This is a genomic window from Variovorax sp. JS1663, from assembly GCF_002157355.1.
Lineage (GTDB): Bacteria > Pseudomonadota > Gammaproteobacteria > Burkholderiales > Burkholderiaceae_C > Variovorax.
Genome location: NZ_LYMK01000017.1, coordinates 44,818 through 59,798, shown reverse-complemented (window position 1 = coordinate 59,798; position 14,981 = coordinate 44,818). Strand labels below are relative to the sequence as shown.

At 68.7% G+C, this 14,981-nt stretch carries 13 protein-coding genes and 1 pseudogene; 7 read left to right on the top strand and 7 right to left on the bottom strand.

All coding sequences use genetic code 11. The features are described 5' to 3' along the window. Window positions 1-67: 67 nt before the first annotated feature. Window positions 68-1,135 carry a flavodoxin family protein gene (locus tag A8M77_RS16035; protein ID WP_086922509.1) on the top strand — a complete coding sequence of 356 codons (1,068 nt, stop codon included), beginning with the start codon at window positions 68-70 and terminating at the stop codon, window positions 1,133-1,135. Between the two features lie 137 nt (window positions 1,136-1,272). Beyond that, complete coding sequence (locus A8M77_RS16030; protein ID WP_086922508.1) at window positions 1,273-1,818, top strand: Spy/CpxP family protein refolding chaperone; 546 nt, start codon at window positions 1,273-1,275, stop codon at window positions 1,816-1,818. Between the two features lie 58 nt (window positions 1,819-1,876). On the opposite strand, the gene A8M77_RS16025 is transcribed toward A8M77_RS16030, so the two are convergent. Then, on the bottom strand, window positions 1,877-2,308 hold the full coding sequence (locus tag A8M77_RS16025; RefSeq protein ID WP_086922507.1) for a serine/threonine protein kinase: 432 nt from the start codon (window positions 2,306-2,308) through the stop codon (window positions 1,877-1,879). A 239-nt stretch (window positions 2,309-2,547) separates the two neighbouring features. On the opposite strand from A8M77_RS16025, the gene A8M77_RS16020 reads away from it, so the two are divergent. From A8M77_RS16020 to A8M77_RS16000, 5 genes and pseudogenes are all read left to right on the top strand, one after another. After that, entirely contained in the window at window positions 2,548-3,306 is a 759-nt protein-coding gene (locus tag A8M77_RS16020; protein WP_086922506.1) for an endonuclease/exonuclease/phosphatase family protein, read from the top strand. Window positions 3,307-3,317: 11 nt separating this feature from the next. Beyond that, window positions 3,318-4,547: a cardiolipin synthase ClsB gene (gene clsB, locus A8M77_RS16015; protein WP_086922505.1), complete on the top strand. Its 1,230-nt coding sequence runs from the start codon at window positions 3,318-3,320 to the stop codon at window positions 4,545-4,547. Continuing rightward, on the top strand, window positions 4,544-5,605 hold the full coding sequence (locus A8M77_RS16010) for a lysylphosphatidylglycerol synthase domain-containing protein (RefSeq protein WP_086922504.1): 1,062 nt from the start codon (window positions 4,544-4,546) through the stop codon (window positions 5,603-5,605). The genes clsB and A8M77_RS16010 overlap by 4 nt, the downstream gene beginning before the upstream one ends. A 37-nt stretch (window positions 5,606-5,642) precedes the next feature. After that, window positions 5,643-6,923 carry a putative DNA modification/repair radical SAM protein gene (locus A8M77_RS16005; RefSeq protein WP_086922503.1) on the top strand — a complete coding sequence of 427 codons (1,281 nt, stop codon included), beginning with the start codon at window positions 5,643-5,645 and terminating at the stop codon, window positions 6,921-6,923. A gap of 42 nt (window positions 6,924-6,965) precedes the next feature. Continuing rightward, window positions 6,966-8,306 (top strand): annotated as a pseudogene (locus A8M77_RS16000) (UdgX family uracil-DNA binding protein); the annotation flags it as partial. A gap of 154 nt (window positions 8,307-8,460) precedes the next feature. On the opposite strand, the gene A8M77_RS15995 reads toward A8M77_RS16000, so the two are convergent. From A8M77_RS15995 to gyrB, 6 genes are all read right to left on the bottom strand, one after another. After that, window positions 8,461-9,036: an acyloxyacyl hydrolase gene (locus tag A8M77_RS15995; RefSeq protein WP_086922502.1), complete on the bottom strand. Its 576-nt coding sequence runs from the start codon at window positions 9,034-9,036 to the stop codon at window positions 8,461-8,463. A gap of 405 nt (window positions 9,037-9,441) precedes the next feature. Then, the gene (locus A8M77_RS15990; protein WP_086922501.1) at window positions 9,442-10,629 is read right to left on the bottom strand and encodes a metallophosphoesterase; all 1,188 of its coding nucleotides are present in this window, start codon (window positions 10,627-10,629) and stop codon (window positions 9,442-9,444) included. Window positions 10,630-10,714: 85 nt separating this feature from the next. Continuing rightward, a complete protein-coding gene (locus A8M77_RS15985; protein WP_238136840.1) occupies window positions 10,715-11,047 on the bottom strand; it encodes a hypothetical protein in 333 nt (110 codons plus the stop codon). Then, a complete protein-coding gene (locus A8M77_RS15980) occupies window positions 11,028-11,495 on the bottom strand; it encodes a hypothetical protein (protein WP_086922499.1) in 468 nt (155 codons plus the stop codon). The genes A8M77_RS15985 and A8M77_RS15980 overlap by 20 nt, the downstream gene beginning before the upstream one ends. Before the next feature lie 114 nt (window positions 11,496-11,609). Beyond that, the gene (locus tag A8M77_RS15975) at window positions 11,610-12,101 is read right to left on the bottom strand and encodes a hypothetical protein (RefSeq protein WP_086922498.1); all 492 of its coding nucleotides are present in this window, start codon (window positions 12,099-12,101) and stop codon (window positions 11,610-11,612) included. A 170-nt stretch (window positions 12,102-12,271) separates the two neighbouring features. Continuing rightward, window positions 12,272-14,893, bottom strand: a complete 2,622-nt coding sequence (gene gyrB, locus A8M77_RS15970; protein ID WP_086922497.1) for a DNA topoisomerase (ATP-hydrolyzing) subunit B — start codon at window positions 14,891-14,893, stop codon at window positions 12,272-12,274. Window positions 14,894-14,981 lie beyond the last annotated feature (88 nt).

Below are 14,981 nucleotides of genomic sequence, written 5' to 3'. Positions count from 1 at the left end.
TCTGCCTACGGCAGTTTGCGCCCATCGGCGCGCTGCGGACGCGCCGCCTGCTGCCTAGATTGGCGGCATGACCGACGTCCGCAAGGGGCAAGCGCCCCCCACGATCGAACGCGCCGAATTCCACGAACGCTTCATGCAGGGCTTTCAGGACCCGGCCTACCACGCCGAGTTGGCGGCACTGACCCGCATCGAGGTCATCGCATGGAAGGCCTACGAAGACGGCCGCAAGGCACCCGTCACGCGCAAGGCCGGCCCCGGCTACGCGGATCCCGACTACGAGCTGTCGGTCGACTGGTTGGAGGCCAGGGAACGCATCGAGCAGGCGCAGGCCGCATGGTCGCGGCCGGAGACGACATCGCGCATCCTGCTGATCAACGGCTCCCCGCGCAACGACGGCACCTGCCCTGGCGAGATGTCGAAGAGCTGGCGCCTGCTGCAGCTGGCGAAGGAAGTGCTCGAGCCGCAGCTCGACTGCGACGTGCTCGACCTGAGCCGAGTGACATCCGACTACGGCCGCCACATCCATCCCTGCAAGAGTTGCGTCTCCACCGCCATGCCGCTGTGCCACTGGCCTTGCAGCTGCTATCCCAACCATGCACTGCGCCAGACCGGCGACTGGATGAACGAGATCTACGAGCGCTGGGTCGCGGCACACGGCGTGATCATCTTCACCCCGACCCACTGGTACCAGGCGACCAGCCCACTCAAGCTGATGGCCGACCGCCTGGTCTGCGCCGACGGCGGCAATCCCGATCCCACCTCGACGCACGGCAAGAAGGCCGACGAGGCGAAGGCCATCGAGCTCAAGGGCTGGAACTATCCCAAGCACCTGGCCGGCCGTGCCTACGGCCTGGTGGTGCATGGCGACGTGGCCGGCATCGAGAGCCTCAGGCGCAACCTCAGCGACTGGCTGGACTGGATGGGACTGGTCGATGCGGGCACCCAGGCCCGGCTGGACCGCTACGTGGGCTACTACGAGCCGTACGCAACCAGCCATGACGCGCTCGACCGGGACCCCGGCCTGCAGGAAGAGGTGCGCAACGTCGCGCGCGCGGTGGCCCGGGCGGTGGACGCACTGCGCACTGGCCGCTTGAAACCACCCGACATCGGGCTCGAGCGCCCGCGGCCCAAGTAGAGCCTGCCGGCGACACGGCTCGACATCTTTCTTTACGCACGCCTCACGAGCAGGCCACGGCGGGGATACAGAGCACTTCCACACTTCGTCTCACCTGCCGGCCCCGCCGTCAGGCTTCTTCGAAAGGAAGCTCGCACATGATCCCGTCCCGTCAAAAGATCCGCATGGCCGGCCTGATCGCCTCGGCCGCCTTTGCCTGTGCCGCCTTCGCACAGGCGCCGCAGCCCTCGGGCGCTGCGCCTGTCGCCCAGGCCCAGGCCGCACCCGCGGAGGCGCCGCAGAAGGCCCAGCGCATGGACCGCGCGCAACGCATGGAGCGGATGCAGGCGCAACGCGTCCAGCGCCTGGCCGATCTCAAGCAGAAGCTGCACCTGCAGTCCAGCCAGGAAGGCGCCTGGAACAACTTCGCCGCCGCGCAACAACGCCCCGTCCGACCCGCCGGCCAGGCGCGCGCGGAGCGCGAGGCCTTCGCCAAGCTGAGCACGCCGCAGCGCCTCGAACGCATGCAGGCCCGCCATGCCGAGCGCGGCGCCCGCTTCACCGAGCTCATGACCGCCACGCGCAACCTCTACGCGACCCTGTCGCCTGAGCAGCAGAAGACCTTCGACGCCGAAACGCTGCGCTTCGGCCATCGCGGCCATGGCCCGCATCCCCACGGCAAGGGTGAGCCCACCCGAAGCTGAGCCTCGCGCCGCCCATGAAAAAGCCCGCATCGCTGCGGGCTTTTTTGCGGGCCGCCGTTTACTGCGGGGTGCCGGTGCGGTCGGTCGGATTGGTCGGCACCTCCGGCCGCTCACCCGGGTTGCCGAAGCGCGGGCGCACCTTGCGCGTTTCCATGCTCACCTCGGTGCGCGACACCTCGCCCGTGGGGCGCGGCATCGCATTGGGCTGGCCGTTCACCGTGGTGGTGGCTTCACCCTTCGGTACCGAGTTGTTGACATTGTTGCGGTTGTGCGCGCGCGCCTCGGCCCGCACGGCCTCGCGCGAGGCCGGGTCGGTGCCGTCAGGGCGCTGCGTGGCATTGGCCACGCCACCAGGCACGCTCTTGGTGCTGGCCTGGCCGCCCTTGGCCGGGTCGGGTTGCGCCGGCACGCTGGTGGTCTGCGCGTAGGTGGCACCCGCCAGGCCCATCAGGCCCGCGAGCACCGCGGTGGAAATCGAAGCTCTTGTCATGGTGATGTCCTTGTCTCGAAGTTCAACAAAACGAGCCCTTCTCGAAAGACTCTGGGTTCAACGTAGGTGCCGTCCCGTGCACCCGGTGTGGGGAGGGGGCCGCCATCCCTGTAGGAGCCGGACCCCGCCGGGCGCAGGCGAAGCCAGGAGGAGGCGGCAGGAGATGGCGGGCTCCTACAACCGCCAGTTGCACGGCGGCTTAAAAACAGGATGTGAAGCCTTCTTCGCCAGCCGCCGGGATGACCGCTGCGCCGACCTCGCTCAAGGTCATGACCGTGAACACCCACAAGGGCTTCACGATGCTCAACCGCAAGTTCATCCTGCCGGAGTTGCGCGAGGCGGTGCGCACCGTGGGTGCGGACGTGGTGTTCCTGCAGGAAGTGCTCGGAACGCATTCGCGCCATTCCAGCCGCATCGACAACTGGCCCGAGGCACCGCACTACGAATTCCTGGCCGACACCATGTGGCCGCAGTTCGCGTATGGCCGCAACGCGGTCTATCCGCGCGGCCACCACGGCAACGCGGTGCTGTCCAAGTTTCCGATCGTCCACCACAAGAACCACGACGTGTCGATCGTGGGCCCCGAGAAGCGCGGCCTGCTGCATTGCGTGCTGCGCCTGCCCGGCCGCACGGTGGACGTGCATGCGATCTGCGCGCACCTAGGCCTGGCCGAGAACCACCGCCTGCAGCAGCTGGAGCTGCTGTGCCACATCGTGCGCGACGAGGTGCCGGCCGATGCACCGCTGATCGTGGCGGGCGACTTCAACGACTGGCGCGGACGCGCGCACCGCATCCTCGAGGAAGGCGCACAGCTGCGCGAGGTGTTCGTGCATGCCAGGGGCCGCGCGGCAAAGACCTTCCCCGCGCGCCTGCCGGTGCTGTCGCTGGACCGCATCTACGTGCGCAACGCCAGCGTGCATGCGCCGGTGGTGCTGCCGCGCCGGCCCTGGTCGCACCTGTCGGATCACGCACCGCTGGTGGCGGACATCGAGCTCTGAGGACACGCGGCATGAGTCAACGCTGGATCGGCGGCAACCGGGTTGAACTGCTGGAGAACGGCGAGGAATTCTTCCCGCGCGTCTTCGACGCGATCCGCGGTGCCGAGCGCGAGGTGATCATCGAGACCTTCATCCTGTTCGAGGACAAGGTTGGCCAGGCACTGGCCGAGGCCATGCGCGAAGCCGCGCAGCGCGGCGTGAAGGTGGACCTGATGATCGACGGCTTCGGTTCGCCCGACCTGTCCGAAGACTTCATCCAGGGCCTGGGCAGTGCCGGCGTACGGGTGCGCGTGTTCGACCCCGGACAACAGTTCCTCGGCCAGCGGCTCAACCTCTTCCGCCGCATGCACCGCAAGATCGTGGTGGTCGACGGCCGCCTGGCCTTTGTCGGCGGCATCAACTACTCGGCCGATCACCTGATGGATTTCGGCCCCAAGGCCAAGCAGGACTATGCCGTCGCGCTGACCGGACCGATCGTGTCGGAGATCCACCGCTTCGTGCTGCACGCGATCGCGGTCGGCGGCAAGGGCGCGGGATGGTTCCGCCGCCGACTGAAGGCGGCGCCGCAGGCCGAACTCGCCCCGACCGGTGAGGCGGAGGTGCAGTTCGTCACGCGCGACAACCGTCGCCACACCAACGACATCGAGCGCCACTACCTGGCCGCCATCCGCAGCGCCCGCCGGCGCATCGTGATCGCCAATGCCTACTTCTTTCCCGGCTACCGCCTGATCAAGGAACTGCGCCGCGCGGCGCGACGCGGGGTCGACGTGAGCCTGATCCTGCAGGGCGAGCCCGACATGCCGATCGTCAAGGTGGCGGCCAGCATGCTCTACCACCACCTGCTGCACGCCGGCGTGCACATCTACGAGTACTGCCAGCGGCCGCTGCACGGGAAGGTCGCGGTGGTGGACGACCGGTGGAGCACCGTGGGCTCCAGCAACCTCGACCCGCTGAGCCTGTCGCTCAACCTCGAGGCCAACGTGATCGTGCGCGACGCCGCCTTTGCCCAGCACCTGTGGGAACGGCTGGACCGCCTGATGCAGCACCACTGCAAGCACGTGGAGGCGGCCGATCTGGACGAATGGAGCGGCTGGCGCCTGGTGCGCAGCTTCTTCGTCTTCCACCTGCTGCGCTGGTACCCGGCCTGGGCCGGCTGGCTGCCGCGCCATGCGCCGCGGTTGAAGCCGGTGGCCGGCCAGGGGCCGCAGGGCGGCGGCGCGGCGCGAACGGACAATGCATGAGCCACTCGGCCGCTCCGAAGGCGAATACCGCAGCCGAAGGCGACGGTGCTCCAGTGCGCGGCGCATCCAGATCCACCCTGCGCGCCGGCGCCCCCGCGCACGGCCGGGAGGGCCGCGCATGGTGGCCCTGGCTCAAGCGCATCGCGGCCTGGACCTTCTTCGCCCTGGTCGCCTGGCTGCTGGTGCGGCAGGCACGCACGATCGATTGGGCCGAGGTGCTGACGGCGGTAAGCGAGATCCCCGTGCCGGCGCTGCTGGTCGCCCTGCTGCTCGCCGCCTGCAGCTTCACGCTCTACAGCACCTACGACGTGCTGGGCCGGCACATGACCGGCCATTCGCTCGGCGCCCGCACGGTCATGGCCGTCACCTTCATCAGCTACGCCTTCAACCTCAACATGGGCGCGCTGGTGGGCGGCGTGGCGTTCCGCTACCGCCTCTACTCGCGGCTCGGGCTGGACAACCTCACGATCACCCGGATCCTCGGCTTCAGCATGCTGACCAACTGGCTCGGCTACCTCGTGGTGGCCGGTGTCGCCTTCTTCTTCTGGCCACTGGGCCTGCCGCCGGAATGGAAGATCGAAGGGGAAGGCCTGCGCGTGCTCGGCGCGGCGCTGCTGGTGCTGGCGGCCGCCTACCTGGTGCTCTGCGCCGTGGCACGCGAGCACACCTGGAACGTCCGGGGGCACGAGCTGCAGACGCCCGCACTCGGCATGGCGCTGCTGCAGCTCCTGCTGTCCTGCGTCAACTGGTCCCTGATCGGCGGCGTGATCTGGTTCCTGCTCCAGGGGCAACTGCCCTACCCCCAGGTGCTGGCGGTGCTGCTGGTGGCGGCGGTGGCCGGCGTGATCACCCACGTGCCGGCCGGGCTCGGCGTGCTGGAGGCCGTGTTCGTGGCGCTGCTATCCCACCTCATGCCGACGGACCGCCTCCTCGGTGCGCTGCTGGCCTATCGCGCGATCTACTACCTGCTGCCGCTGGGCATCGCCACGGCGGCCTACCTGGGCACGGAGATGCGCGCGCGCCGGCGACGCAGGCAGGCGGCAGTCACCCGACCTTGACGCCGGCAGGGTCGTGCTGGAACTGTATATTCATCCAGTGGACGTCCAGCAGAAACTCGCCATCCTCGCCGACGCGGCCAAGTACGACGCCTCCTGCGCCTCCAGCGGGGGAGCGCCACGCGATTCGTTGAACGGGCGCGGCATCGGCTCCGTCGACGGCCACGGCATCTGCCACAGCTTCACGCCGGACGGGCGATGCGTCTCGCTGCTCAAGATCCTGCTGACCAACTACTGCGGCTACGACTGCCTCTACTGCGTGAACCGCGTGAGCAGCAACGTGCGACGCGCCCGCTTCACGGTCGACGAAGTCGTGGCGCTGACGCTGGACTTCTACCGCCGCAATTGCATCGAAGGCCTGTTCCTGAGCTCCGGGATCATCCGCAGCCCGGACTACACCATGGAGCAGGTGGCCGAGGTGGCGCGCGTGCTGCGCGAGGTGCACGACTTCCGCGGCTACATCCATCTCAAGACCATTCCCGACGCCGCGCCCGGCCTGCTCGAACGCGCGGGCCGCTACGCCGACCGGCTCAGCATCAACGTCGAGCTGCCGACCGAGCAGGGCCTTGCCACACTCGCGCCGGAGAAGAACGCGACGGCGATCCGGCGCTCGATGGCCCGCATGCGCGTGCACATCGACGATGCCCGAAGCGCCGGCAAGGAGGCGTCTGAAGCCCGTGCCGTCTCGATGCCCGGCGCGGCGCCCCGGCGCGCGGTGCCGCCCCCTTTCGCGCCGGCCGGGCAGAGCACGCAGATGATCGTCGGCGCCGATGCCGCGGACGATCGCGCCATCCTCGCGACCAGCGCCACGCTCTACGGCGCCTACGGCCTGCGCCGCGTGTACTACTCGGCCTTCAGCCCCATCCCCGATGCGGCGGCTTCACTGCCGCTCAAGGCACCCCCGCTGCAGCGCGAGCATCGGCTCTACCAGGCCGACTGGCTGATGCGCCACTACGGCTTCTCCCACGAGGAGATCGTTCCCGCGGCCAGCGCGGGCGGCATGCTGCGCCTCGATCTCGATCCCAAGCTCGCATGGGCACTTGCCCATCGGGAGCGCTTTCCGGTGGACTTGAACAGGGCGCCGCGCGAGCTGCTCCTGCGCGTGCCGGGCCTCGGCGTGACGGCGGTCGACCGCCTGCTGGCCACGCGCCGCGTGCGACGCCTGCGCAGCGAGGACCTGCGGCGGCTCCGCGTCCCCTTGTCGAAGCTGATGCCCTTCGTGATCACCGCGGACCACCGGCCCGGCCGCGCGCTCGAGGCGGCCGACTTCGCCGAGCGCTTCAGGCCCGCGCCGGTGCAGGCCTCGCTCTTTTCCGGCTGACGACCTACACGGTCGCATCCGTTGCACTTCCTACCCTGCGGCATGGCGCAGTACCTTGTCACGCTGGACGGGGAAACCGATTGGCCCGGCTTCCGGCGCGAGGCGCGCGCACTGATCGCGGGCCTGGTGCCGCCGGAGCAGGTCGACTGGTGCACCGGCGCAGGCGCCGGGCTGTTCGCGGCGATGGCGCCGGCACAGGCCCACGCGCAGGCCGGCCCCGGCAGCCAGCTCGTGGTGCCCGCCTCCTTCGTCGCGCTGTGCAAGGCGGCGATCCTCCACGCGAACGCAGAGCGTTTCGCCCTGCTCTATCGCCTGCTGTGGCGGCTGGTGCACGAGCCCGGCCTGCGCAGCGACCCGCTCGATCCCGACCGCTTGCGGGCCCAGCGCATGGCGCGGGCCGTCAAGAACGACATGCACAAGATGACGGCCTACGTCCGCTTCCGTGCAATCGATGCACAGGACGGCAACACGCCCCTGCACGTGGCCTGGTTCGAGCCCGAGCACCACGTCGTGGAGGCGGTCGCGCCCTTCTTCATGGGCCGCTTTGCGCAGATGCGCTGGGCCATCCTCACGCCCCTGCGCAGCATCCGCTGGAACGGCGAAGTGCTCGAATGCGGCCCCGGCGCGGTACGCGGGGACGCGCCGCCGCCCGATGCGGGCGAGGCCCTCTGGCTCACCTACTACCGCCACACCTTCAACCCGGCCCGGCTGAACCTGGCGCACATGCGCAGCGAGATGCCTCGCCGCTGCTGGCACAACCTGCCCGAGTCGTCGCTCATCGACGCGCTGGCGCGCGAGGCACCAGCGCGCAGCGCCGCGATGCTCGGGGCGCTGCCCACCTTGCCCTCACGCCGCATTCCCATCGCCGTGCACGGCGCGCATGCGAAGGAGCTCCCCATGGCCACTCCGCCCGACCTTCCCGCCCTGCCCGACGATCCCGAACGCGCGCTTCGCGTCCTGCACGAGGCCACCGATCGCTGCCGGGAGTGCCCGATCGGCGCCCATGCCACGCAGTCGGTGTTCGGCGAAGGACCGGCCGGCGCGACCGTGATGGTGGTGGGCGAGCAGCCGGGCGACCAGGAGGATCTGCAGGGACGGCCCTTCGTCGGCCCCGCAGGGCGCCTGTTCGACCACGCCGTGGCCGACCTGGGCTGGTCGCGCGAGCGGCTCTACGTGACCAATGCCGTCAAGCACTTCAAGTTCGAGCTGCGCGGCAAGCGGCGCATGCACAAGACACCGGCCCAGCGCGAGGTCGCGGCCTGTTTGCACTGGCTGGAGAGCGAGATCGCACAGGTGCGCCCGCGCGCCCTCGTCGCCCTGGGCGCCACCGCGGCGCGCGCCCTGCTCGGCCGGCCCGTGGCCGTGATGCGCGAGCGGGGCCAATGGCACACCGATGCGCGTGGCCTGCCGGTGCTGGTCACGCTGCATCCCTCGGCGCTGTGCGCGGCGATCCTGCGGAGCGGGAGTCGGCCTATGCACAATGGCTCGACGACCTGGCCCTTGCCGGCGAACACCTGGGGCGGGCCCGGCGGGCACCTCAGAAGCGATAGGCGTAGCGCAGCTTGTAGAAATTCTCGCCCGGATTCGGCTTGCGGATGCTGGCATTGGAGAAGTGTTGGATGCGCAGCGACAACTCGTGGCGTCCCTGGGCACCGAAGCTGCGGCCGACGGCGAACTGCTCAGTGAACTGGAAGCGGGTGCTGAAGCGCCGGTCCGGCGATTCGTAGCGGTCGTTCATTTGCGTGATACCGATGCCCGCCTCGGCGAACCAGGGCGAGGCGCCTTCGTCGAAGCGGATGCGCCAGAGCGCGATGGCGCCGAGCTGCGTGAAGTTGTTGTGCCCGGTGTGGTCGACCGTCGGCGCACGCCACTGGCTCACGAACAGGTCCGCGTGCGAGGTGACCGAGGTGCCCCAAAACTTGTGCTCCGAGCCCCAGGGCAGGATCACGCCGAGCGTGAGCGAGTCGGTGCTGGTGTTGTTGTGGGGAGCGTGCCCGGCATCGACGTAGACAGCCTTGGTGCTGAGGTCTTCGAAGGCCTGGGCCGGTAGAGCGGATGACAGGAGCGCCGTGGCGAGCAGAAGGGCGCCTGGTGCGATCTTGTTGTTAGGCATTCTTGAGGGGTCTGCGACAAAGAAGCGGCAAGCACCATCGCGCCACTCGCGTGACAGCAGGCATTCGCCATGACAGAAAGTCGCGAATCTTCGCTCAAAAATCGCGATGCCGCAGCCCGATATCGTTGATGGGCCTACACCGCCGTAGTTCCTCCCATGAAACACCCACGCCGGTGCCGCAATCATTGCCTCTGACGGCCCAAAAAATCCGTGCACGCCAAGCTTCGCGCAGCGCGAGGCTTGCTAGCCTCCGGTAAGGCACGGGCCGCCAAGGTCTCGAAGACGAAACCGGATGGCCAGGCGCCCTGGCCCGGCACCACCACCCAGGAGAAGAAACGATGAGCAACCCGTCCCAACTGGACCAGGTCGAACGGTCCGTGCTCGCCATGCCGATGGCGCGCAACATCAGGCCCGCTCCGGCACCAGCCGAAGCAGCGTGATCTCCGAGGGCGCGCCGAAGCGCTTCGGCGGGCCCCAGTAACCGGTGCCGCGACTGGTGTAGACCCACATCTGCTGCAGCCGGTGCAGCCCCGCAGTGAAGGGCTGCTGCAGCGGCACGAACAGATTCCACGGGAAGAACTGGCCGCCGTGCGTGTGGCCCGAGAGCTGCAGCTGGTAGCCGGCCTCCGCCGCCGCCGGCGCACTGCGCGGCTGGTGCGCCAGCAGCAGCCGGGTGCGCACCAACGGCGGCGCATCGTGCAGCGCTCCCTTCGGATCGCTGGCATGGGCAGCATCGAAATGCGCCGCGGTGTAGTCGGTCACGCCGGCCACGACCAGGGCGCTCTCGAGCACCTCCTCGTCGGTCTGCGCGCCCTTCACGCTGCGTGTCTGCAGCACCACATGCTCATTGAGCAGCACTTGCAGGCCGAGGCGCCGCAGTTCGTCGATCCAGGCATGGGCGCCCGCGTAGTACTCGTGATTGCCTGTCACCACGAACGTGCCATGCCGCGCCCGCAGCCCGGCCAGCGGCGCCACGTGCTCGCGCAGCTCGGCCACCGTGCCGTCGACCAGGTCGCCGGTGATCGCGACCATGTCGGCGCCCAGCCCGTTGACCGCATGGACGATGCGCTGGATGTAGCCGCGCCGGATGGTCGGGCCGACATGGATGTCGCTGAGCTGGGCGATGGTGAAGCCCTCCAGGCCGGCCGGCAGGTCGCGGATCGGCACCTCCACGCGCACCACGCCGGCGACGCGGCGGGCGTTGAAGAAGCCGATCAGCGTGGCCAGCGTCGCCATCAGCGGCACCGCCGCGGCGCTCCAGGACTGTGCACGCGGCCAGTCGACGGCCCAACCGCCGGCCAGGGCGAGCAGCCAGCCCAGCAGCAGGCCGGCGTCGCGCACCAGCGTGAGGACGAACATCGAGGAGAACCAGCCCATGCTCAGCAGCCCCAGCCATTTCCACCCGTCGGCAAGCGGCCGGCGGTGGCCGCCACGCGCACCGGCGAAGGGCAGCGGCATGGTCGCCGCCGACAGCAGCAGCGCGGCGAGCAGCAATGGCCAGGCCGCGCTCAGATCCGCCAGCGCAGGCAGCAGCCGCAGGCCGATGTAGGCATGCAGCAGCGTGGTGAGGAGGGTCAGGGGGCGAAGCGGCATCGAAGCCTTGCACGGTAGCAGGACGCTAGCAGCGCATCTGGATGCGCCCGGCGCCACATTCAAGGCGCGTGCCAGCACAAAGCCGTCAGTCGACCGCGAAAGCAATCGCCACCGCGCCGAGCGCCAGCAGCGCCAGCCCGGCGAGGAACAGCAGTTCCGCGTGACGCTCGTGGCGCGGCCCCTGGCGGCGCGAGCGCATCGAGGCGAAGGAGAGCACCGCGCTGGCCAGGAAGATCAGGGCGTCGAAGGCCAGCAGCTTGTCGATCAGCATGCGCGAGTGCCCGTCCGGGCGCAGGTGGCCGATCGACAGCACCGTCATGCACACCCCGATCATGGTGGCCGAGGTCGGCAGGATGTGGGCCGACAGGCCCCGCATCTCCTCGACCTGGGGCTCACGCTCACGAATGCGCACTGACATCGGTGCCCGCCGGCCAGAGGAACAGCGTCCGGGTCGGGCTGCCGGCGCGGATCTCGACCGATTGCTTCAGTGTCTGGCCGGCCAGCGTGGCTTCCACCTCGTAGCGGCCTGGATCGAGCCGTGCCACCATGAAAGGCCCTTCGGACATCACCTGCGACAGCACGGCGTGGCCGGAAGCGTCGCGCACCGTCACGGCGATATCGGCCGCGAAGTTCGAACGGCTGCCGTCCTTGATCGCGAACTCGAAGGTGGCCGGCCAGCGTGGCGCCACGGTCTGCATCAGCGCGGCCTCGTCGCTGCTGATGCCGCCGCTCATGTACTCGATGCCGTTGGCCATGTGGATCGGTGGGTTGTAGGCCGCCTGCGCGGAAAGCGCGCCCAGCAGCGAAGCAGCGCCAAGTGCCAGTGCCAGTGCCGCCACGGGCCGCGAAAAACGAAGGGTGTTCATAGCCGTGTCCTTGCTCGGGTTGGGGAAGCGGGGGCGACGCGTTCGTCCCACGCCCGAACTATGGGCAGACAGGCTTAGAGGAAACTGAACTCCGGGCGTCATGCGCCCGCGGGCTCAGTCGCGGGTGCGCACTGCCGCCTGCTGCTCGGCCCGGCGCAGCCCGCCGGCATTGGCGAAATCGACGTTGGAGGGCCAGACGAACGCCGCCCGCGAGCCGACGCCGTTGAACACGACCAGCGGCTGACGCAGCGTGACGCCAGCCAGGGTCGCCTCGATCTCGTAGGAACCGGGGTCGAGCCGTGCCACCATGTAGGGCGCCCCGGAAACGGCTTCCATGACCGGCCGGCCGGTGTAGCGCTCGCGCACCACGACCTGGATGTCGGAAGGCATCTGGCCGGACTTGGCCCGGTTGACCGAGAACTCCAGCGTAGCCGCCCAGCGGGGGGACACCATGCGCATGAAGTCGGCCTCGGCGCTGTCGCTGCCGCCGCACATGTACTCGATGCCCTGCGCTACCTGGATCGGTGGGTTGGTCAGCGCCTGCGCAGACGCGCACGCCATCCAGACCATTGCCGCCGTGGGCCATCCGAAACGGATCGGTTTCATCGCTGCTGTCCTCGCTCCAAAAAATCGGCGTCAATCCGCCGGAATTTTGCTTAGCAAGAGTCGGGCTAGCTATAGCGTTTCACCCAATGCGCAGACGAATGGAAGCACCCGGGGGCGAGTCTGGCGTGCGATTCTTCAGGGGACGTGACACGTCCCCCAGCCCGGCCGGCTCAGACGTCGATGTTGGCCGCCCGCAGCGCGTTCTGCTCGATGAACTCCCGCCGCGGCTCGACCTCGTCGCCCATCAGCATGGTGAACACCCGGTCGGCCTCGATCGCGTCGTCGATCTGCACCTTGAGCAGGCGCCGCACGGCGGGGTCCATGGTGGTTTCCCACAGCTGCTCGGGGTTCATCTCGCCCAGGCCCTTGTAGCGCTGGCGCGAAGTCGCGTTCTCGGCCTGGCCGATCAACCAGCGCATGGCTTCGCGGAAGTCGCCGACCTTCTCCTCCTTGGCCTTCTCGCCCTCCCCGCGACGCACCACGGCGCCTTCGCCCAGCAGGTCGCGGAAGGTCTTGGCCGCCTCGGCCAGCGCGGCGTAGTCAGCGCCGTGCACGAAGTCCTGCGTGATCACGCTGCTCTTGATGTTGCCGTGATGGCGGCGACTGATGCGCAGGAGCGGCTTGTCGGTGCGCGTGTCGAACTCGCTGGCCACCTCGGCCGGCACGCCGGTGGTGCTGAGTTCGCGCAAGCTCGCCTGCAGCGCCACGGCCGAGGCCTCGGCGCCGGCGATGGTGTCCAGGTCCAACGCCACGCCGTCGGCGATGGCGCGCAGCGCTTCGGCATCGAGGAAGCTGCCCAGGCGCGCGATCACGGCCTCGGCCAGCTGGTGCTTGCGCGCCAGCTCGGCCAGGGTGTCGCCGCTGAGGGTGCCGGGCTTGTCGCCACCGGTCTGGATGCTGGCATCCTTGAGCGCCACCTTGAGCAGGAAGGCGTCGAGCGCCGGTCCGTCCTTGAGGTACTGCTCCTCCTTGCCGACCTTCACCTTGTACAGCGGCGGCTGCGCGATGTAGATGTGGCCGCGTTCGACCAGCTCCGGCATCTGGCGATAGAAGAAGGTCAAGAGCAGCGTGCGGATGTGGGCGCCGTCGACGTCCGCGTCGGTCATGATGATGATGCGGTGGTAGCGCAGCTTGGCAACGTTGAAGTCGTCGGCACCCCCGCCGGCGGTGGTCGCGCCCGCACGGCCGATGCCGGTGCCCAGGGCGGTGATCATGGTCAGGATCTCGTTGCTGGTCAGCAGCTTCTCGTAGCGCGCCTTCTCCACGTTCAGGATCTTGCCGCGCAGTGGCAGGATGGCCTGGAACTTCCGGTCGCGGCCCTGCTTGGCGGAGCCGCCGGCGGAATCGCCCTCCACCAGGTAGACCTCGCACAATGCCGGGTCCTTCTCCTGGCAATCGGCCAGCTTGCCGGGCAGGCCCATGCCGTCGAGCACGCCCTTGCGGCGCGTCATCTCGCGCGCCTTGCGGGCCGCCTCGCGGGCGCGGGCGGCCTCGACGATCTTGCCGCAGATGATCTTGGCGTCGTTCGGACGCTCCTGCAGGTAGTCGCTCAGCAGGCGGCCCACGATGTCCTCGACCGGGGCACGCACCTCGCTGGAGACCAGTTTGTCCTTGGTCTGGCTGGAGAACTTGGGCTCGGGCACCTTCACGCTGAGCACGCAGCACAGGCCTTCGCGCATGTCGTCACCGGTGACCTCGACCTTGGCCTTCTTGGCCAGTTCGTTCTCCTCGATGTACTTGTTGATCACCCGCGTCATCGCAGCGCGCAGGCCGGTGAGATGGGTACCACCGTCACGCTGCGGGATGTTGTTGGTGAAGCACAGCACCTGCTCGTTGTAGCCGCTGTTCCACTGCATTGCGACCTCGACGCCGATGTGCGTGCCGGGGATGCCGCCATAGGTGTCGGCCGGCCGCTCGCCGACGGCATAGAACACGTTGGGGTGCAGGACCGTCTTGCCCTTGTTGATGAACTCGACGAAGCCCTTGACGCCGCCGGCACCCGAGAAGTCGTCCTCCTTGCCGGTACGCTCGTCCAGCAGGCGGATGCGCACGCCGTTGTTGAGGAAGCTGAGTTCGCGCAGGCGCTTGCTCAGGATCTCGTAGTGGAAGTCCGCGTTCTCCTTGAAGATCTCGGTGTCGGGCAGGAAGTGCACCTCGGTGCCGCGCTTCTCGGTGTCGCCCGTCACCTTCATCGGCGAGACCTCGACGCCGTTGACCGTCTCAACGATGCGGTTCTGCACGAAGCCCTTGCTGAACTCCAGCACGTGCACCTTGCCCTCGCGCCGCACCGTGAGGCGCAGCATCTTGGACAGTGCATTCACGCAGCTCACGCCCACGCCGTGCAGGCCGCCCGAGACCTTGTAGCTGTTCTGGTTGAACTTGCCGCCCGCATGCAGTTCGGTCAAGGCGATCTCGGCGGCCGAGCGCTTGGGCTCGTGCTTGTCGTCCATCTTGACGCCGGTGGGGATGCCACGGCCGTTGTCGACCACCGAGATCGAGTTGTCGGTGTGGATGGTGACGACGATGTCGTCGCAGTGGCCGGCCAGCGCCTCGTCGATGGAGTTGTCGACCACCTCGAACACCAGATGGTGCAGGCCGGTGCCGTCGGAGGTGTCGCCGATGTACATGCCGGGACGCTTGCGCACCGCCTCCAGACCCTCGAGGATCGTGATCGAGCCCTCGCCGTAGCTGTCGGCGGGCGGTGTGACTTCGATGGGAATCGCGTTGTCGATCTCAGGCGTGTAGACCGGCTCGGTGTGCGGCGTTTCCGGCTTGTTGGCTTCACTCATCAGGATGTTCTCTCTCTCGGGACCGTGTCTTCTTCGTCTCTGGAAAGACCAAGCCCGCGGAATGCCGCGGGCGGTCTTGCATCTCCCTGCA

Bases quoted from the DNA above. Each gene is read 5' to 3' on its own strand.
- A8M77_RS16020 (WP_086922506.1), top strand. From the start codon at position 2,548: ATGACCGCTGCGCCGACCTCGCTCAAGGTCATGACCGTGAACACCCAC.
- A8M77_RS15975 (WP_086922498.1), bottom strand. From the start codon at position 12,101: ATGAAACCGATCCGTTTCGGATGGCCCACGGCGGCAATGGTCTGGATG.
- A8M77_RS15995 (WP_086922502.1), bottom strand. From the start codon at position 9,036: ATGCCTAACAACAAGATCGCACCAGGCGCCCTTCTGCTCGCCACGGCG.
- A8M77_RS16010 (WP_086922504.1), top strand. From the start codon at position 4,544: ATGAGCCACTCGGCCGCTCCGAAGGCGAATACCGCAGCCGAAGGCGAC.
- A8M77_RS15980 (WP_086922499.1), bottom strand. From the start codon at position 11,495: ATGAACACCCTTCGTTTTTCGCGGCCCGTGGCGGCACTGGCACTGGCA.
- clsB (WP_086922505.1), top strand. From the start codon at position 3,318: ATGAGTCAACGCTGGATCGGCGGCAACCGGGTTGAACTGCTGGAGAAC.
- A8M77_RS16025 (WP_086922507.1), bottom strand. From the start codon at position 2,308: ATGACAAGAGCTTCGATTTCCACCGCGGTGCTCGCGGGCCTGATGGGC.
- A8M77_RS15990 (WP_086922501.1), bottom strand. From the start codon at position 10,629: ATGCCGCTTCGCCCCCTGACCCTCCTCACCACGCTGCTGCATGCCTAC.
- A8M77_RS16030 (WP_086922508.1), top strand. From the start codon at position 1,273: ATGATCCCGTCCCGTCAAAAGATCCGCATGGCCGGCCTGATCGCCTCG.
- A8M77_RS15985 (WP_238136840.1), bottom strand. From the start codon at position 11,047: ATGTCAGTGCGCATTCGTGAGCGTGAGCCCCAGGTCGAGGAGATGCGG.
- A8M77_RS16035 (WP_086922509.1), top strand. From the start codon at position 68: ATGACCGACGTCCGCAAGGGGCAAGCGCCCCCCACGATCGAACGCGCC.